Here is a 17,031-nt window from a genome sequence, read left to right as displayed (position 1 = left end):
TCCCGCCTTGTCGGACGGTCCTGGCATCATCGCCTTCGTGAACACCGTTACCGACACCGAGGCCGAGCCCGGCCGGCGCACGCGCCGGTTCCGGATCAGCTCGGTCGAAGTGCTGTGCGCGATCCTGCTGATCGCGATCCTCGCCCAGGGCTGGCTGCAGGACCTGTTCGACGTGCCCGCGTTGCGCACCGGCTCGACCGTGTTCGTCGCCGTCTGCGTGCAGGCGCTGCCGTTCCTCGTGCTGGGCGTGCTGATCAGCGGGGCCATCGCCGCGTTCGTGCCCGCGCGCGTGCTGGAGAAGGTGCTGCCCCGCCGGGCCGGGGCGGCGGTCGGCGTCGCCGGGCTGGCCGGGGTCGCGCTGCCGGGGTGCGAATGCGCTTCGGTGCCGGTGGCGCGGCGGCTGATGGGACAGGGCGTGGCGCCGGCCGCGGCGCTGACGTTCCTGCTCGCGGCGCCGGCGGTGAACCCGGTGGTGCTGGTGGCGACCGCCGTCGCGTTCCCCGGCAAGCCGGAGATGGTGCTGGCGCGGTTCGCCGGCTCGCTCGCCACGGCGATGGTGATGGGCTGGCTGTGGGCCCGCTGGGGCAAGCTGGAGTGGATCACCTCGCGGGCGCTGCGGCGCCTCCCGGACGTGGCGGGCGGGCAGCGGTGGCGGGTGTTCGCCGAGACCGCCCGGACGGACCTGGTCGAGGCGGGCGGTTTCCTGGTGCTGGGAGCGTTGATCTCGTCGGCGCTGAACGTGCTGGTGCCGGCGAAGTGGTTCGGGGTGCTGGGCGACCAGCTCGTGCTGGGCGTGGTGGTGATGGCGGTCCTGGCGGTGGTGCTGGCGCTGTGCAGTGAGGCGGACGCGTTCGTCGCGGCGTCGCTGGCGGCGTTGCCGATGCTGCCGAAGCTGGTGTTCCTGGTCGTCGGACCGGCGATCGACGTCAAGCTGTTCGCGTTGCAGGTCGGCACGTTCGGGAAGTCGTTCGCGGTGCGGTTCGCGCCGGTGACGTTCGTGGTGGCGGTGGCCTGCGCACTCGGGGCCGGATTCCTGGTGGGGGTCGCGTGAAACGGGAAACCCAGAACATCCTGCTGATCCTGCTCGGCGGGGCGCTGGTCAAGATCGCGGTCAACGGCGACTTCCTGCGGTACGTCAAACCGGCGCAGCAGCCGTGGATCATCGCGGGCGGCGCGGTGATGGTGCTGCTGGGCGCGGTCGCGATCGTCCGCGACCTGGTGGCGTCGCGGAGGGCGGCGGTCCCCGAAGACCACGAGGACCACGACGGCCACTCGCACCCGGCGCGTCCGGCGTGGCTGCTGCTGGTGCCGGTGCTGGCGGTGTTCCTGGTCGCCCCGCCGGCCCTGGGAGCGGATTCGGTGATCCGCACGGAGGCCCGCGCCCCCTCGACCGCGGCGGCGGCCAACGCGGCGGCGTTCCCGCCGTTGCCGGTGGGGAATCCGGTGTCGTTGACCGTGAACGAGTTCGTCACCCGCGCGGGCTGGGACGCTGCGGGCACGTTGAACGGGCGCACGGTTTCGCTGACGGGATTCGTGGTCCACACGGAAGGCAGCACCCTCCTGGCACGGCTGGTGATCAGCTGCTGCGCGGCGGACGCGTTCCCGGTGACGGTCCGCATCCGCGGCGGCGAAGCGGACCACCTGGCCAGCGACGCGTGGATCCAGGTGACGGGCCAGGTGGTGCCGGGCACGGCCACGAAGGACAACAGCTACACGCCGGACTTCACGCCGGCCTCGCTGACATCCGTCCCCGCCCCCAAGGACCCCTACGAGTACTGACTTGTCGTCCGGCTGGGTACGCGTGTCGTCCGGTGGGGTGCGCTGGTACTACAGGGACAGTTGCCTGCGGCCGGGCTGAGGCCGGTTCGGTGGCGAGCGGATCGCCCGAACGGCCAACTCGACACCCGCAGCGGCCAACTCGCCCGGGTTCTCGAGCGTGTTGGCCGTTCCGGCCGCCGAGTTGGCCGCTCCGGTCGGCACGAACCCGAAAGGCCCTTCGGTCCGGGCCAGGAAGGCGATCCAGCCCTGTAGTACTAGTGCTCCGCGCAGGTACCGGTGATCTCCACGGTGTGCGAGATCTCCGAAAAGCCGTGCTCGGCCGCGATCTTCTCCGCCCAGCGCTCCACCGCCGGCCCTTCGACCTCGACCGTGCGGCCGCACAGGCGGCACACCAGGTGATGGTGGTGGTGCGCCGAACACCGGCGGTAGATCGCCTCGCCCGAATCCGTGCGCAGGACGTCGATCTCACCGGCCTCCGAGAGCGACTGGAGCGTGCGGTACACCGTCGTCAGGCCGATTCCGTCGCCGCGTTTGCGCAGCTCGTCGTGGAGCTCCTGGGCCGAACGGAAGTCGTCGATCGTGCTCAGCAGTTCGACGACCGCGGATCGCTGCCGGGTGGATCGGCGCCCGGGGACCGGGGCCTGGCTGCGTTGTGCGGCAGGCTCAGCGGCGGTGTCCATCACTTTCCTTCCTGCACGTGGGCGACGGCGTCGACCACGATGTGCGCCAGGTGGTCGTCGGCGAGCCGGTAGACGACCTCGCGGCCACGGCGCTCGCCCTGGACCACCCCGGCCGTCTTCAGCACCCGCAGGTGCTGGCTGATCAGCGGCTGGGCGACGTCGAGGGCGTCCACCAGCTCGTGCACGCACCGGTCGGCCGCCCGCAGCTGCAGCACGATCGCGATCCGGACCGGGGCCGCCAGCGCACGCAGCAGGTCGCCCGCGTCGGTCAGCACCGACTGCGCGGGGTGGGCCGGCGGCGTTTCGGACGCCGGGCTGCAGTCCGCGAGCCCCGGCTGGGCGCCACTCCCGGTGACCGTCGCCATTCCCGCCTCCACGCTGCTCGTCGCGCCGCCCGCGACCATGAATTCCGTAGTCATTGCCGATAACGGTCCCGACCATCCTAGTGTTCCCCCGTCCGGGACCCCCGCCTCGGCGCCGAGCTGCGGGGTACGGCCGGTCGTATTACCCCGTTCGGGTGAGTTCGTGGGATATTGGCCCTGCGGCTTCGCATGTAGTGGCCGACGGTGCAAGGTTGTCGCGGGGCGTTCTGCCGTTTCCCGGACGCCGGCGACCCGTCCCGAACAGAGCAGTGGGGAGACATGACGCGTTTGGTGACGAAGGCAGCCGCACTGGCGATCGCGGTGGTTCCGCTGGCCGGCGTGGGTGTCGCCGGTGCGCAGACCCAGGCTGTCGACGAGAAGACCGGCCCGGTCTCGTTCGCGAACATCGCCTCGGTGCGGATCGGGGACGAAGGCCAGCGCGGTGGCGCCCTGATCACCGAAACGCAACGATCCCCGCTGCTGCCCGGCCAGTCGAAGCTCGGCGCGGACCGCGTCTCGGTCCCCAAGGACGACGGCGAGCGCGCCACCTTCGGCGGGCACTACCGGATCGACCTCGGCCGCTACAGCCCGTCACAGAACCCGTACCCCCCGGGCGTCCCCAGCCGGGACCACAACGTCTTCGCCGCGCTGCAGGCCACCACCGTGCCCACCGCCGTCGCGGAGACGAACTACGCGCTGCGGGACACCTGGCAGAGCGGTACCAAGCCGGCCGACAACACCGTGCTCGTGCTGGAAGGCGCCAAGACGTCGGTGGACTGCACCGGCCCGGCGAAGCTGTCCGCCGCGTCGGCCGTGGCCCGGCTGTGGGTGCGCCAGGCCGGCGGCGGCCTCGGGATCGTCCCGGTGCCCGGCGGCAACGCCGGTCTCCAGCTGGCGAACCTGCGGCTCGGCCCGCCCGGCGACGTCACGAACGCCGACCAGGCGACCACCGTCTCCGACCTCAAGCTGACCCGCGTCGCCGCCTTCGACCAGCTGATCCGCCAGGACGGCTGGCGCGGGGGCGACCACACGGCCGCCGCCGGCTGGCGGGTCGAGATCACCACGCACGTCAAGGACGCGCAGGGCGCCGCGCTGCAGGACGTGAAGACGACCATCGTGCTCGGCGGGGTCAGCTGCTCGATCCCGAAGGGGTTCGTCGCGAAGGCCGCCGCCCCCGCGGGCGGCACGGCCGCGACGCAGGCCACCGTGCCGACGCAGGTCCCGGCCGGCTACCTGGGCGCGGCCGCCCCGGCCACCGACGGTGACGGCTCCCGCGTCCCGCTCGGCCTCGGCCTGCTCTTCGGCGGGGTGTTCTTCGCCGCGGTCGCCCTGCTGCTGGGCAGGCGGCGCAAGACCGGGTCGGGCTAGGTGCTGCGCACCGCGCTGGCCGCCGTTTCGGCGGCGCTGGCCGTGGCCGCCTTCGCGGCCGGGATCGTCGTGCTGACCTGGCTGCCGCCGACGGCGACGCCGGTGGCGGCGGCACCCCCGCCCGGCACGCTGCCGGGCGAGAACGCGGCCCCGGCGGTGCTCCCCGCGGACAGCGAGTCCGCCACTCAGCAGCGGCCGGGCACGGTCCGGCTGCCCGACGGTGCCACCGCCCGCCTGGTCCGCACCGAACTCACCGACACCGGCGTGCTACCCATCCCGCGCGGCCTCGGCGACGCCGCCTGGTGGGGCGCCAAGCTGGGCGCGGCCCAGGGCGCCGCCCTGCTGTCGGGCCACGTGAACTGGGAGGGCAGGCGCGGGCCGTTCGACGAGCTGTGGCGCATGCGTGAGGGCGACCGGGTCAGCGTCGTCGACGCGCGCGGCGGCCGGTGGGTCTACCGCGTCGACGACGTCGTCACGCTGCCGAAGGAGTCGTTGCCGTCCCAGGCCGCCCGGTGGTTCGGGCAGGACGGCCCGCACCGGCTGGTACTGGTGACCTGTGGTGGCGACTACGTCGGAGGAACCGAGGGCTACGACGAGAACCGCCTGGTCACGGCCACCTTGGTGACGCGCCCGACCGGCTGATCGAGTTCGCTGCAACCTTCCGCGCCCTTCGCAGCATGTCTGTCCGTGCACTGGCCATGACAGCGAAGGAGCACAAGCCCATGCAGGAGCGGAACCCGGCGGAGCCGAAGAAGGGCTCCGGCCGCTGGTGGATCGTCGGCGTCGCCGGGGCGTTCGTGGTCGCGGCGCTGGTCGCGACCCTGCTCGTGTTCACCGCAAAGGATGAACCTGCCGCGGCGAACGGCGCCGGTGGGCCCGTTGCGGGCGCGAAACAGCCGGCGCCGCAGACCACCTCCCAGAGCCCCGGCAGCGACCCGGCGCAGCTGACCCTGCCCGGCGGCGGCACCTCGAAACTGATCGCGGAGGACCTCGATGCCGCGGGCGCGCTGAAGATCCCGGAGGGGCTCGACGACGCCGCCTGGTGGGGGGCGAAGCTGGGGGCCGACCACGGCGTCGCGCTGCTGTCCGGGCACGTGAACTGGAAGGGCAAGAAGGGCCCGTTCAACGAGCTCTGGCAGGTCAAGCAGGGGCAGGACGTCAAGCTGACCGACGCCGCGGGCGCCCACTGGGTGTACCGGATCGAGGCCACCGAGACCGTGCACAAGTCGGACCTCGCCGGCCGGTCCGAGCAGCTGTTCAACCCGGACGGGCCGCACAAGCTGCTGCTGGTCACCTGTGGCGGCGAGTACGTCGGCGGCAGCGAGGGGTACGAGGACAACCGCGTCGTGACGGCGTCGCTGGTGACGCGGCCGTAGGCTCACCTGCGCGAAAAGCGCTGGGCCCCGGCGGATACCCTGGACGTTCTAGTCCGATGAACCGTCCCCGCAAGCTTTTCGGAGCGTGGAGTGCCCACGAACACCATTGAGAAGATCATCAGCCTGTGCAAACGCCGTGGTTTCGTCTTCGCCAGCGGAGAGATCTACGGCGGCACCCGCTCTGCGTGGGACTACGGGCCGCTCGGGGTCGAGCTCAAGGACAACATCAAGCGCCAGTGGTGGAAGACCGTCGTCCAGGGCCGCGACGACGTCGTCGGCCTCGACTCGTCGGTGATCCTGCCGCGTGAGGTCTGGGTCGCGTCGGGGCACGTCAACGTGTTCACCGACCCGCTGATCGAGTGCCTGTCGTGCCACAAGCGGTTCCGCGCCGACCAGCTCGCCGAGGAGTTCGCGGCGCGCACCGGCAAGGAGACCAGCGAGGACGACCTGTCCGAGGTGCCGTGCCCGAACTGCGGCACGCGCGGCAAGTACACCCCGCCGCGGGACTTCAACATGATGCTGAAGACCTACCTCGGCCCGGTGGAGTCCGAAGAGGGCCTGCACTACCTCCGCCCGGAGACCGCGCAGGGCATCTTCGTGAACTTCTCCAACGTCCAGACGACGTCGCGGAAGAAGCCGCCGTTCGGCATCGGCCAGATCGGCAAGTCCTTCCGCAACGAGATCACGCCGGGCAACTTCATCTTCCGGACGCGCGAGTTCGAGCAGATGGAGATGGAGTTCTTCGTCGAGCCGGGCGAGGACGAGACCTGGCACCAGTACTGGATCGACCAGCGCACCGAGTGGTACAAGGACCTCGGCATCAAGGCCGAGAACCTGCGCCACTTCGAGCACCCGAAAGAAAAGCTCTCGCACTACGCGAAGCGCACCGTCGACATCGAGTACCGGTTCGCGTTCAACGCGGGTCAGGAGTGGGGCGAGCTCGAGGGCATCGCCAACCGCACCGACTTCGACCTGACGACGCACTCGAACCACTCGGGCCAGGACCTGTCGTTCTTCGACCAGGCCTCGGGTCAGCGGTACCGGCCGTTCGTCATCGAGCCGGCGGCGGGTGTCGGCCGCTCGATGATGGCGTTCCTGGTGGACTCCTATGTCGAGGAAGAGGTGCCGAACGCCAAGGGCGGCACCGACATCCGCGTGGTGCTCCGGCTCGACCCGCGGCTTTCGCCGTTCAAGGTCGCGGTGCTGCCGCTCTCGCGCAACGCCGACCTGACCCCGAAGGCCAAGGAAGTCGCGGCCACCCTGCGCAAGCACTGGAACGTCGACTTCGACGACGCGCAGGCGATCGGCCGCCGCTACCGCCGTCAGGACGAGATCGGCACGCCGTACTGCGTCACGGTCGACTTCGACTCGCTCGAAGACCAGGCCGTGACGGTGCGCGAGCGCGACTCGATGACGCAGGAGCGCATCGCGATCGACCAGCTCGAGTCCTACCTGGCGGCCCGCCTCATCGGCTGCTGACGTTTGTTCGTGAAGGCCACCTTGAGGAACTTGTAGTTCCTGAAGGTGGCCTTCACGTCTTTCCGGGCGCCGGCACCCCTGACACCTGTCACGGCCAGGTCGTGACGCACGATCCGGGGACGTGGGCCCCGCGGGCGGCAGCCTGAGGGCATGCGAGAAACAGACACCCAGGCGGTGGCGGCGGGGGCCGCGATCCACCTCACCGGCCTGCGGAAGAACTACGGTGACGTCCACGCGGTCGACGGCGTCGACCTGACGATCGCCCCGGGCGAAGTGGTCGCCCTGCTCGGCCCCAACGGCGCGGGCAAGTCCACCACCGTCGACATGATCCTCGGCCTGACCAGCCCCGGTGCCGGCGAAGTGCGCGTGTTCGGGCGCAAGCCGATCGCCGCCGTCCGCGCCGGCCTGATCGGCGCGATGCTGCAGGGCGGCGCCCTGATGGACGACCTGACCGTCGGCGAGACCGTCGGCATGGTCGCGGCCCTGCACCGCCGGCCGATGTCGGTCGCCGAGGCCCTGCGCGCCGCCGGTGTCGAGGAGCTGGCCGGCCGTCGCGCGAACAAGCTCTCCGGCGGACAGAAGCAGCGGGTGCGGTTCGCGGTCGCCCTGGTCAGCAACCCCGACCTGCTGATCCTCGACGAGCCGACGGCGGCGATGGACGTCGGCACCCGGCGTGAGTTCTGGCAGTCGATGTACTCCTTCACCGAGTCCGGGCGCACGGTCCTGTTCGCCACGCACTACCTCGAAGAGGCCGAGGAGTTCGCCGACCGGGTGGTGCTGATGCGCCGCGGCCGGATCGTCGCCGACGGCAGCGTCGCCGAGGTCCGCGCGCTGGCCGGCGGCCGCACCCTGCGCGCGGCCGTCCCGGGCGTCTCCGACGCCGTCATCGCCGCGCTGCCCGGCGTCAAGGAGTTCGAGCTGCGCGGCGACCGCGTCGCGATCTCCAGCGCCGACTCCGACGCCACGCTCTGGGCGCTGAAGGCCGCGGTGCCGGCCGTGCACGACGTCGAAATCAGCGCCGTCGGCCTCGAAGGCGCCTTCCTGTCCCTGACCGCCGACGAGACCGCGGAGCCCGTGCGATGAACGCCACCTACCTGCTCACCGAGATCCGCCGGAACTTCCGGGCGCCGCGGTTCCTGATCTTCGTCGTCGCGTTCCCGGTGCTGATGTTCCTGTTGCAGACCAACGTCTTCACCAAGGCCAGCGACCCGCACCACGCCGAGATCGCGGCCGTGATCATGATCAACATGATGACGTTCGGCGTCTTCGCTGCCGCGACCAACAGCGGGGCCCGGCTCGCCCTCGAACGCGCCGTCGGCTGGCAGCGGCAGCTGCGCCTGACCCCGCTGACCGGCACCGGTTACCTGGCGGGCAAGGGAATCTCCGGGATGCTCGTGGGGCTGCCCGCGCTGGTCCTCGTGCCGCTGCTGGCCGTAATGGCCGAAGGCGTGCACGTCGACGCGAGCGGCTGGGTGCGCATCTTCGCGGGCATCTGGCTCGGCACCATCCCGCTGGTGCTGCTGGGCCTGCTGCTCGGCCAGTTCGGCACGCCGGACTCGATGCAGCCGATCAACATGCTCGTCACGCTCGGCATGGGGTTCCTGGGCGGGCTGTGGATCCCGATCGAGACGATGCCGGGCTGGATGCACGACGTCGCCCAGCTCATGCCGACGTACTGGGTGCTGCAGGTGGCCCGGCCCGCGGTGACCAGTGACATGGTGGTCTCGCTGCCCCAGGCGGCGGGCGTGCTCGGGGCGTGGACGGTCGTGCTCGGAGCGCTGGTGATCAGGCGTTACCGTAAGGACAGCGCCCGCGTCTGAGGGCCGGAGGGGAAAAATGGCCAAGGACGATGCGAGCCACCGGTTCGGGCTGGGCAACCGGGAGACGTGGTGGGCGGACCCGCCGCGCGGCCGGAACGGCGGCGGTCCGGACAAGCTGCGGTGGCCGATCCTGTCGATCGCGTTCACCCTGCCCTACCTCATTCCGGTGACGAAGTCGCTGCTGGCCGTCGACCGGGTGACGCCCGGCGTGGTGGCGCTGTGGGTGCTCGTCTACGGCTACTCAGTCTCGTACGCGTTGTTCCCGCAGGTGTTCGACCGCAGCCGCTCGGTCCGCTTCGCCTACGGCGTGGGGATGCTCCTCACGGGGCTGGCGGTTGTCGCCGTGATCGAAGCCAACCCCTTCGTCATGCTCTACGCCACCGCGGCGATGGTCTTCCTGGTGGCGCCGGTGTGGGTGGTCATCCTGGACGGCGCGGCGCTGGTGCTGGCGACCGGGATCATGCTGCTGACCGGCCGGTTCGCGGACAACTACGGCGACCTGATCACGGTCGCGTCGGTCACGCTGGCGATGTTCTTCATGTCCAGCCTGATCCGCGCCGTCCGGGGCCTGGAACTGGCCAACAAGGAGATCGCCACGCTGGCCGTGGCGAACGAGCGGGAGCGGCTGGCCCGCGACCTGCACGACCTGCTCGGGCACAGCCTCACCACGATCACCGTCAAGGCGGGGCTGGCCCGGCGGGTGCTGGAAAGCGCCGGTGACATCCCGCGCGCGGTCGAGGAGATCCGCGAGGTGGAAAGCCTCACCCGCAGTGCCCTCTCCGACGTCCGCGCGACCGTGTCGGCGAACCGCGAGGTGTCGCTGTCGGCGGAGCTCGTCGGCGCTCGCGCGGCGCTGCGGGCGGCGGAGATCGACGCCGACCTGCCGCACGCCGTCGACAACGTCCGGCCGGAGTTCCAGCCGACCTTCGGCTACGTGCTGCGGGAGACGGTGACGAACGTGCTGCGGCACTCCGGGGCCAAGCGGGTGACGGTGAAGCTGGGCGACACCTGGCTGGAGATCGAGGACGACGGCACCGCGACCGGCGTCGTCGCGGGCAACGGCCTGCGCGGGTTGTCCGAGCGGCTGGCCGCGATCGGGGGCACGGTGCGGACGTCGGTCCGGTCCGGGGGAGGATTGACCGTGCGGGCGGAGATCGCGCTGCCCGAACCGAGCCCGGCCACCCCGGTCGTGCGCGCCGAACCCGCGGGAGGACTCGCTTGATCCGGGTGCTGCTGGCCGACGACCAGGCCATGGTCCGCGGGGCGCTGGCCACCGTGCTGGGCCTCGAGAACGACATCGAAGTGGTCGGGCAGGTGGGGTCCGGCGACGAGGTGGTGGCCGCCGCGCGCGAGACGAAGCCGGACGTCGCCCTGCTGGACGTCCAGATGCCCGGCAAGGACGGCCTGGAGGCCGCGGCCGACCTGCGGGCCGCGCTGCCGTCGTGCCGGGTGATCATCTGCACGACGTTCGGCCGGCCCGGCTACCTCGCCCGCGCGATGGCGGCGGGCGCGGCCGGGTTCGTCGTCAAGGACGCGCCGCCGGAGCAGCTCGTCGAAGCCGTCCGCCGGGTCCACAGTGGACTGCGCGTGGTGGATCCGGCACTGGCCGCCGAATCCCTCGCCACCGGCGCCAGCCCGCTCACCGGGCGGGAGCGGGACGTGCTGCGGGAGGCCAAGGACGGCAGCACGGTGGCCGACGTGGCCAAGGCCCTGCACCTTTCGGAAGGCACCGTCCGCAACCACCTGTCCGCGGCGATCGGCAAGACCGGCGCGCGGACGCGGGCCGAAGCGGTGCGCGTCGCCGAGGAGCGTGGCTGGCTCTGAGCCGGTTCTGAAAGAATGGCCCGGATGGGTACCGCTGAACGCACCAAACCGTCGCTCGCGAGCTGGGCGCGCCGGATCGCCCTCGGCACGGTCCTGCTGCTGGTGGCGCTCGTCGGCGGCACCGCGTTCCGGGTGTGGCAGGTCGCCCGCGAGAACGACCGGACCCCCGCCGACGTCATCGTGGTGCTGGGCGCGGCCCAGTACAACGGCAAGCCGTCGGACATCTACGCCGCCCGGCTGGCGAAGGCCAAGCAGCTCTACGACACGGGCGTCGCGAAGACGATCGTCACCGCGGGCGGCAAGAAGGCCGAGGACAACTTCACCGAGGCCAGAGCCGGTCAGCTGTGGCTGACCCGGCGCGGCGTGCCGGCGTCGGCGACGCTCGCCGTCGGCGAAGGCAGCGACACGCTGCGGAGCCTGCGCGCGGTCGCCCAGCAGGTCGAGGCCCGCGGCTGGCGGACGGCGGTGCTGGTCAGCGACCCGTGGCACTCCTTCCGCGCCCGGACCATGGCCGACGACCTGGGCCTGGACGCCTGGACCGCGCCGACGCACAGCGGGCCGATCGTCCAGGAGCGCGTCACCCAGGTGCGGTACATCATCCGCGAGACGGGGGCGTTGCTGTACTACCGGCTGACCAAGACGCCCGCGGACGATCTGTTCGCCACTTTCCTCGGCTGAGTGTTTTGTGGGTGGGCGCGTTTAGGCTGATCGGGTGGACTACACCGAGCACGACACCGCCCGCCTGCTGCCGGAGCCGGCGAAGGGCGCGGCGCTGCCCGGTGCCAGGGCGGACGGGCGCAGCGCGTTCTCCCGCGACCGGGCCCGGGTGCTGCACTCCGCCGCCCTGCGGCGGCTGGCCGGCAAGACCCAGGTGGTCGGGCCGGGGGAGGGCGCCGAGGTCACCGGCGTCCCGCGCACGCGGCTGACGCACTCGCTGGAGGTCGCCCAGATCGGCCGCGGCATCGCCGACGAGCTGGGCGCCGACCCCGACCTGGTGGACACCGCGGGGCTGGCGCACGACATCGGGCACCCGCCGTTCGGGCACAACGGCGAGCGCGCCCTCGACGAGGTGGCCGCGACGTGCGGCGGGTTCGAGGGCAACGCGCAGACGTTGCGCATCCTCACCCGGCTGGAACCGAAGCTGCTGTCCGCCGAGGGCGACCCGGTGGGGCTGAACCTGACCCGCGCGTGCCTGGACGCGACCACGAAGTACCCGTGGCCGCGCCGGCCGGGGCAGGTGAAGTACGGCGTGTACGCCGACGACGCCGGAGTGTTCGAGTGGTTCCGCGCGGGCGCGCCGGCGGAGCAGCGGTGCCTGGAAGCGCAGATCATGGACTGGGCGGACGACGTCGCGTACTCGGTGCACGACGTCGAGGACGGCGTGCTGGCCGGGCGGATCAAGCTGCGCGTGCTCGCCCACCCGGACGAGCGCGCGGCCGTCGCCGAGGCCGCCGCCAAGCACTTTTCGGCGCAATCGGTGTCCACTTTGGAGGATGCGGCCACGGAACTGCTGGCGCTGCCGGTGGTGGCGGCCTTGGCGTCGGCCGAGCCGGACGGCTCACCGGGCGCCCAGGTCGCGCTCAAGCGGCTGACGAGCGAGCTGGTCGGCCGCTTCACGACGGCGGCGGTCACCGGCACGCGCGAGAAGTTCGGCGAGGGGCCGCTGGGGCGGTACCGGGCGAACCTGTGCGTCCCGGAACAGGTCGCGGCGGAGGTCGCCGTGCTGAAGGCGCTGGCCCTGCGGTACGTGATGAGCGACCGGCGGCGGCTGGCGATGCAGGAGGGCCAGCGCGAGCTGCTGGCCGAGCTGGTCCACGCCCTCGCCCGCCGGGCCCCGGAGTCCCTCGACCCGCTGTTCGCCCCGGCCTGGAACGCGGCCGCGGACGACGCCGGCCTCCTGCGCGTAGTGGTCGACCAGGTCGCCTCCCTCACCGACGCCCAGGCCCACGTCTGGTACTCCTGGCACGTGACCCGCCTCCACCGCTGACCGCGCTCGTGATCAGAGGGTCATCACCCGTGATTGAAGGGTCGACACGCGTGATTGAAGGGTCGACACGCGGCGGCGGCCGGTCCGCGCCGTGTCGACCCGCCAATCACGCGAGTCGACCGCTCAATCACGCGAGTTGACCCGCCAATCACGGGTGATGCCTGTTGGCGCACGGCCGGTCCCGCGAAAATTTCGCCGGATTTGTCATCCTCGGGTGGAGTTGCGCGTGGGCGGCCGGTGGGGGTGGGGTTCCGGTAGTCTCGCCCGCATGGCCACGGACAGCCACCTCCGGTTCGCCCTCGCCGTCCACTCGGCCCTCGGTGCCGAGGGCGGGAACACCTGCTTTTCGCCGTATTCGGTGGCCAGTGCGCTGACCCTCGCCGCGCGTGCCGCCCGGGGGCGCACGCGGGACGAGCTCGTCGCCCTCCTCGGTGATCCGGATCGGCAGACCGTCCTGCTGCGGGAGGCCGCCCAGCTCGTCGAAGACGACCAGACCGAGCTGGCCGTCGCCAACACCCTGTGGGCCGACGACCGGCTCCCGCTCGAGGACTCCTTCAAGGCCGAGCTGGCCGAGTGGCCCGGGGCCGCCGTCGCGAGCGCGCCCTTCGAAAAGGAACCGGAGTCCGCTCGCGCGCTGATCAACGACGACGTCGGGCGCACCACGCGCGGGCTGATCCCGCAGCTGCTGCCGCCCGGCTCGATCGACTCCGACGTCGCGGCCGTGCTCGTCAACGCGCTTTACCTCAAAGCCGCCTGGAAACTGCCGTTCCGCGAAGCCAACACCAGTGACGCGCCGTTCCACGCACCCTCGGGCACCCGTGACGTGCCGACCATGTGGCTCGGCGAGAGCGTCGGCTACGCGCACGCCGGCGGCTGGCAGGCGGTGCAGCTGGTCGCGGCTGGTGGCCTGCAGGCCGTCGTGCTGCTGCCCGACGGCGACCTCGCCGACGCGGAAACCCGGCTCGACCAGGCCGACCTGACGAACCTGCTCGGCAAGATCCGCTTCAAGCGGGTCGAACTCTCGCTCCCCAAGATTTCGCTTGACGTGCCCAGCTCGCTCACCGGCGTGCTGCGCGGCCTCGGCGTGCGCACGCTGTTCACCGACGACGCCGACCTGACCGGGCTCTCGCCGGATCCGCGGCTGACCGTGTCCGAGGTGCTGCACCAGGCCGTGCTGCGCGTCGACGAACAGGGCTTCGAGGGGGCCGCGGCCACGGCGCTGACCATGCGCCTCACCTCGATGATGATCGACGACCCGGTCGCCGTCACGGTGGACCGGCCGTTCCTGCTGCTGGTCCGGCACGCCGCGACCGGGGCGCTCTACTTCCTCGCCAGGGTGGTCGAACCGTGAGCTTGAAGTCCGAAGCCGTCCCCGAGCTGGTGCCGCCCGCACCCGAACTCCCGGAGGGCCCGAAGCGCTGGGCGTGGCAGGACTCCGCGATCACCGGCGGTTTCCTGCTGTTCACGATCCTGCTCTACAACGGGCTGTGGTTCGACCTCAAGCGCGGCTACCTCTGGAACGGCGGCGCCGACCAGAGCCAGTGGGAGTGGTACTCGACGGTCGTCGCCAAGGCCGTCCTGCACTTCGAGAACCCGTTCACCACGGACCTGCAGAACTACCCGCGCGGCGTCAACATGGCGGCGAACGCGGCGATGTTCGGCCTGAACATCCCGCTGGCGCCCCTCACCCTGACCTTCGGCGCGACGCTGACCTGGGCGATCGTGCTGACCGCCGGCCTCGCCGGCACCGCGACCGGCTGGTACTGGGTGTTCTCCCGCCACCTGGTGCCGAACCGGACGGCGGCCGCGATCGGCGGGGCGTTCTGCGGCTTTGCGCCGCCGATGATCTCGCACGGCAACGCGCACCCGAACTTCGTCGTGCTGTTCGTGCTGCCGTTCATCGCGCTCAAGACGATCCAGATCGCGCGCAACGAACGCCCGGTGCGCAACGGCATCGTGCTCGGGCTGCTTGTCGCGTGGCAGATCCTGCTGGGCGAAGAGCCGCTTGCCATCTTCGCGCTCACCTTCATCGTGTTCGCGGTCGCGTACCTGATCCCGCACCGCGCCGAGGTCCGCGGCATGCTGGCCCCGCTGGGCAAGGGTGTCGGGATCGGCGCGGTCGTCGCCCTCCTGATCGCCGGGTTCCCGTTGTACTGGCAGTTCTTCGGCCCGCAGAGCTTCCACTCGCTGCTGCACGGTTCGGCGGGCAACGACACGGCGGCGTTCACCCGTTTCGCGACGCAGTCGGTCGCCGGCGCGCCCGAGGCGGCCGCGGACGTCTCGATGAACCGCACCGAGGAGAACGCGTTCTTCGGCTGGCCGCTGATCGTGCTCATGGTGGTGCTGACGATCTGGCTGTGGCGTGACGTCGTTTCGCGGGCGCTGGCGATCACGATGTACGTGATGGCCCTGCTGTCGCTGGGCATCGAGATCACGGTGGCGCACGAGGACACCGGCATCGCCGGCCCGTGGAAGTGGCTGGGCCAGCTGCCGTTGCTCGACTCGCTGCTCGAGTCCCGGCTCGCGATGGGCTGCATCCCGGTGGTGGGCGCGCTCCTGGCGATCGCGACGCACCGCGTCTGGACCGCGGCGGCCCAGCAACCGGAACCCCTCGACGGCAAGCAACGGTTCCCCCTGAAGATGATCTGGATCGGCGCGGTGGTGGCCGTGCTGCTGCCGATCGCGCCGACGGAGCTGGTGACGCACCAGCGTCCCCTCTCGCCGCCGTTCTTCGCCGACGGGATCTGGCGCCAGTACATCGCGCCGGGCGGCTCGCTGGTGCCGGTGCCGTTGCCGAGCACCGGGGAGGCCGAGCCGCTGCACTGGCAGGTCGACGCCGGTCTCGGCTACCCGATGCCGGAGGGCTACTTCGTCGGTCCGACGTCCCCGGACGACCGCCGCGGCCGCTACGGCGCCGTCCCGCTGCCGACGTCGGACCTGTTCGCGCAGGTCGAGCGCACCGGCCAGGCGGCGGAGGTCACCGAGGCCGACCGCACCCAGGCGCTCGCGGACCTGAGGGCCTGGAACGCGGACGTGCTCGTGGTCGGGCCGCGGCAGAACCAGGAAGCCCTGAAGTCCACTGTGGAGCTACTGCTGCGCAAGCCCGCGGAGTTCGTCGGCGGGGTGTGGATCTGGGACGTCCGGCCGCTGACGGCACCGTGACCACTGTGGACGAACAGGGCCGGCCCGAGCCGCCCTACGACGGTGACGAAGCGAGCACGCTCCTCGGCTTCCTGGATTTCCACCGCGAGACACTCGCGTGGAAGTGCGCCGGCCTGGACGCGGCGGCCCTGCGCGCGACGCACCCGCCGGCCACGATGACGCTCGGCGGGCTGCTCAAGCACCTGGCCTACGTGGAGGACCACTGGTTCTCCTACGTGCTGCACGGCCGGGACCGGATGCCTCCGTTCGACGCGGTCGACTGGGCGGCAACGCCGGACTGGGACTGGGATTCCGCCGCGGACGACTCGCCGGAGCAACTGCGCGAACTCTGGGCGGCCGCGGTCGGGCGTTCCCGCGCGGCGGTGGCGGAAGCACGGGCGGACGGCGATCTGGGGCGGCGGGCCCAGCGTGCCCTGCGGGACGGCAACACGCCGACCCTGCGCTGGATCCTGGTCCACCTGGTCGAGGAGTACTCCCGCCACAACGGCCACGCCGACCTGGTCCGCGAGTCGATCGACGGCAGCACGGGGGAGTAGCCGGGCCCTACCGCCGCAGGCCGACCAGCTTGGCCAGGAACCGGTCCAGCTGCTCGACCGCGGGCGGCCAGGGCAGGTCGGGCTCGTTGATCCGCTGGGCCAGCATGCCGTTGACGGCGGTCCGCAGGTCGATGGCGACCGTCGCGGCGTCGCCGGCCGGCGCCGTGCCCGCGTCCATGCACGCCTGGACCGCCTCGATCGTGCGGGCGACCATGATCTCCTTGAACGGCATCCCGTGGCGCCGGTGGACCTTGCTTTCGTGGAGCACCTTGTAGAGCCCGGAATGCTCCTGCGCCCACGCCGCCTGCGCCAGGATCCGGGCGCGTAGCGCGTCCGCCGGGCCGGGGGCCGCCGCGGCGGCTTCGTCGCCGACGCCGACCAGCTCCTCGTGGCAGCGCTGCATGGCGGCCAGCACCAGGGCGTCCCGGTCCGGGAAGTGCAGGTAGACCGACGTCGCCGCGATCGACACCTCGCGGGCGACGGCCCGCAGGGACAGCGCTTCGTCGTCGGCGAGCTCGTCGAGCATCCGGACGGCGGCCGTGACGATCTCTTCGCGCAGCAGCTCGCCCTTGCCACGGGCGTTCGGGCGGCGTCTGGTCTCTTCCATCGTCGCCCAGTGTAGCTGGACATCTTTTGCGCTACAGGTGTAGCGTGATTC

18 protein-coding genes are annotated in these 17,031 nt (G+C 71.6%); 15 read left to right on the top strand and 3 right to left on the bottom strand.

The features are described from left to right. Positions 1-37: 37 nt before the first annotated feature. Together ACLJQF_RS24665 and ACLJQF_RS24660 are read left to right on the top strand one after the other, a co-directional pair. Positions 38-1,051 carry a permease gene (locus tag ACLJQF_RS24665; protein WP_410611951.1) on the top strand — a complete coding sequence of 338 codons (1,014 nt, stop codon included), beginning with the start codon at positions 38-40 and terminating at the stop codon, positions 1,049-1,051. Continuing rightward, the gene (locus ACLJQF_RS24660; RefSeq protein WP_410611949.1) at positions 1,048-1,779 is read left to right on the top strand and encodes a TIGR03943 family putative permease subunit; all 732 of its coding nucleotides are present in this window, start codon (positions 1,048-1,050) and stop codon (positions 1,777-1,779) included. The genes ACLJQF_RS24665 and ACLJQF_RS24660 overlap by 4 nt, the downstream gene beginning before the upstream one ends. Positions 1,780-2,033: 254 nt before the next feature. On the opposite strand, the gene ACLJQF_RS24655 is transcribed toward ACLJQF_RS24660, so the two are convergent. Both ACLJQF_RS24655 and ACLJQF_RS24650 read right to left on the bottom strand, forming a co-directional pair. Next, entirely contained in the window at positions 2,034-2,459 is a 426-nt protein-coding gene (locus tag ACLJQF_RS24655) for a Fur family transcriptional regulator (protein WP_410611948.1), read from the bottom strand. Next, entirely contained in the window at positions 2,459-2,824 is a 366-nt protein-coding gene (locus ACLJQF_RS24650; protein ID WP_410612247.1) for an ArsR/SmtB family transcription factor, read from the bottom strand. The genes ACLJQF_RS24655 and ACLJQF_RS24650 overlap by 1 nt, the downstream gene beginning before the upstream one ends. A 276-nt stretch (positions 2,825-3,100) precedes the next feature. On the opposite strand from ACLJQF_RS24650, the gene ACLJQF_RS24645 reads away from it, so the two are divergent. The 13 genes from ACLJQF_RS24645 to ACLJQF_RS24585 all read left to right on the top strand — a co-directional run bounded on the left by ACLJQF_RS24645 (position 3,101) and on the right by ACLJQF_RS24585 (position 16,373). Next, positions 3,101-4,189: a hypothetical protein gene (locus ACLJQF_RS24645; RefSeq protein WP_410611946.1), complete on the top strand. Its 1,089-nt coding sequence runs from the start codon at positions 3,101-3,103 to the stop codon at positions 4,187-4,189. Continuing rightward, the gene (locus ACLJQF_RS24640) at positions 4,190-4,831 is read left to right on the top strand and encodes a class F sortase (protein ID WP_410611944.1); all 642 of its coding nucleotides are present in this window, start codon (positions 4,190-4,192) and stop codon (positions 4,829-4,831) included. A gap of 80 nt (positions 4,832-4,911) precedes the next feature. Next, complete coding sequence (locus ACLJQF_RS24635) at positions 4,912-5,565, top strand: class F sortase (protein ID WP_410612245.1); 654 nt, start codon at positions 4,912-4,914, stop codon at positions 5,563-5,565. A 90-nt stretch (positions 5,566-5,655) separates the two neighbouring features. Beyond that, the gene (locus ACLJQF_RS24630) at positions 5,656-7,044 is read left to right on the top strand and encodes a glycine--tRNA ligase (RefSeq protein WP_410611943.1); all 1,389 of its coding nucleotides are present in this window, start codon (positions 5,656-5,658) and stop codon (positions 7,042-7,044) included. A gap of 150 nt (positions 7,045-7,194) precedes the next feature. Further along, positions 7,195-8,127, top strand: coding sequence for an ABC transporter ATP-binding protein (locus ACLJQF_RS24625; RefSeq protein ID WP_410611942.1), 933 nt, complete (start codon positions 7,195-7,197; stop codon positions 8,125-8,127). After that, positions 8,124-8,864 (top strand): ABC transporter permease, encoded by a 741-nt coding sequence (locus ACLJQF_RS24620; protein ID WP_410611940.1) that lies wholly within the window; start codon positions 8,124-8,126, stop codon positions 8,862-8,864. Before ACLJQF_RS24625 ends, ACLJQF_RS24620 begins: the two co-directional genes overlap by 4 nt. Before the next feature lie 16 nt (positions 8,865-8,880). After that, positions 8,881-10,086, top strand: a complete 1,206-nt coding sequence (locus ACLJQF_RS24615; RefSeq protein WP_410611938.1) for a sensor histidine kinase — start codon at positions 8,881-8,883, stop codon at positions 10,084-10,086. Next, the gene (locus ACLJQF_RS24610) at positions 10,083-10,688 is read left to right on the top strand and encodes a DNA-binding response regulator (protein WP_410611937.1); all 606 of its coding nucleotides are present in this window, start codon (positions 10,083-10,085) and stop codon (positions 10,686-10,688) included. Before ACLJQF_RS24615 ends, ACLJQF_RS24610 begins: the two co-directional genes overlap by 4 nt. Before the next feature lie 24 nt (positions 10,689-10,712). Then, positions 10,713-11,366 (top strand): YdcF family protein, encoded by a 654-nt coding sequence (locus tag ACLJQF_RS24605; RefSeq protein ID WP_410611935.1) that lies wholly within the window; start codon positions 10,713-10,715, stop codon positions 11,364-11,366. 34 nt (positions 11,367-11,400) lie between these two features. Continuing rightward, positions 11,401-12,675, top strand: coding sequence for a deoxyguanosinetriphosphate triphosphohydrolase (locus ACLJQF_RS24600; RefSeq protein WP_410611933.1), 1,275 nt, complete (start codon positions 11,401-11,403; stop codon positions 12,673-12,675). 268 nt (positions 12,676-12,943) lie between these two features. Then, positions 12,944-14,026 carry a serpin family protein gene (locus ACLJQF_RS24595; protein ID WP_410611931.1) on the top strand — a complete coding sequence of 361 codons (1,083 nt, stop codon included), beginning with the start codon at positions 12,944-12,946 and terminating at the stop codon, positions 14,024-14,026. Continuing rightward, entirely contained in the window at positions 14,023-15,837 is a 1,815-nt protein-coding gene (locus tag ACLJQF_RS24590; protein WP_410611929.1) for a glycosyl transferase, read from the top strand. The genes ACLJQF_RS24595 and ACLJQF_RS24590 overlap by 4 nt, the downstream gene beginning before the upstream one ends. Before the next feature lie 5 nt (positions 15,838-15,842). Continuing rightward, positions 15,843-16,373, top strand: a complete 531-nt coding sequence (locus ACLJQF_RS24585) for a DinB family protein (protein ID WP_410611927.1) — start codon at positions 15,843-15,845, stop codon at positions 16,371-16,373. Between the two features lie 7 nt (positions 16,374-16,380). Here ACLJQF_RS24585 and ACLJQF_RS24580 read toward each other — a convergent pair whose 3' ends face one another. After that, positions 16,381-16,980 carry a TetR/AcrR family transcriptional regulator gene (locus ACLJQF_RS24580; RefSeq protein WP_410611926.1) on the bottom strand — a complete coding sequence of 200 codons (600 nt, stop codon included), beginning with the start codon at positions 16,978-16,980 and terminating at the stop codon, positions 16,381-16,383. Between the last annotated feature and the right edge of the window lie 51 nt (positions 16,981-17,031).

It is taken from the genome of Amycolatopsis sp. lyj-109, assembly GCF_046548995.1.
Classification (GTDB): domain Bacteria; phylum Actinomycetota; class Actinomycetes; order Mycobacteriales; family Pseudonocardiaceae; genus Amycolatopsis.
This window is presented reverse-complemented; position numbering and strand designations above follow the sequence as displayed.

Coding starts and splice junctions, on each gene's coding strand:
- ACLJQF_RS24650 (WP_410612247.1), bottom strand. CDS start 2,824: ATGGCGACGGTCACCGGGAGTGGCGCCCAGCCGGGGCTCGCGGACTGC.
- ACLJQF_RS24655 (WP_410611948.1), bottom strand. CDS start 2,459: ATGGACACCGCCGCTGAGCCTGCCGCACAACGCAGCCAGGCCCCGGTC.
- ACLJQF_RS24635 (WP_410612245.1), top strand. CDS start 4,912: ATGCAGGAGCGGAACCCGGCGGAGCCGAAGAAGGGCTCCGGCCGCTGG.
- ACLJQF_RS24595 (WP_410611931.1), top strand. CDS start 12,944: ATGGCCACGGACAGCCACCTCCGGTTCGCCCTCGCCGTCCACTCGGCC.
- ACLJQF_RS24615 (WP_410611938.1), top strand. CDS start 8,881: ATGGCCAAGGACGATGCGAGCCACCGGTTCGGGCTGGGCAACCGGGAG.
- ACLJQF_RS24625 (WP_410611942.1), top strand. CDS start 7,195: ATGCGAGAAACAGACACCCAGGCGGTGGCGGCGGGGGCCGCGATCCAC.
- ACLJQF_RS24580 (WP_410611926.1), bottom strand. CDS start 16,980: ATGGAAGAGACCAGACGCCGCCCGAACGCCCGTGGCAAGGGCGAGCTG.
- ACLJQF_RS24645 (WP_410611946.1), top strand. CDS start 3,101: ATGACGCGTTTGGTGACGAAGGCAGCCGCACTGGCGATCGCGGTGGTT.
- ACLJQF_RS24605 (WP_410611935.1), top strand. CDS start 10,713: ATGGGTACCGCTGAACGCACCAAACCGTCGCTCGCGAGCTGGGCGCGC.
- ACLJQF_RS24620 (WP_410611940.1), top strand. CDS start 8,124: ATGAACGCCACCTACCTGCTCACCGAGATCCGCCGGAACTTCCGGGCG.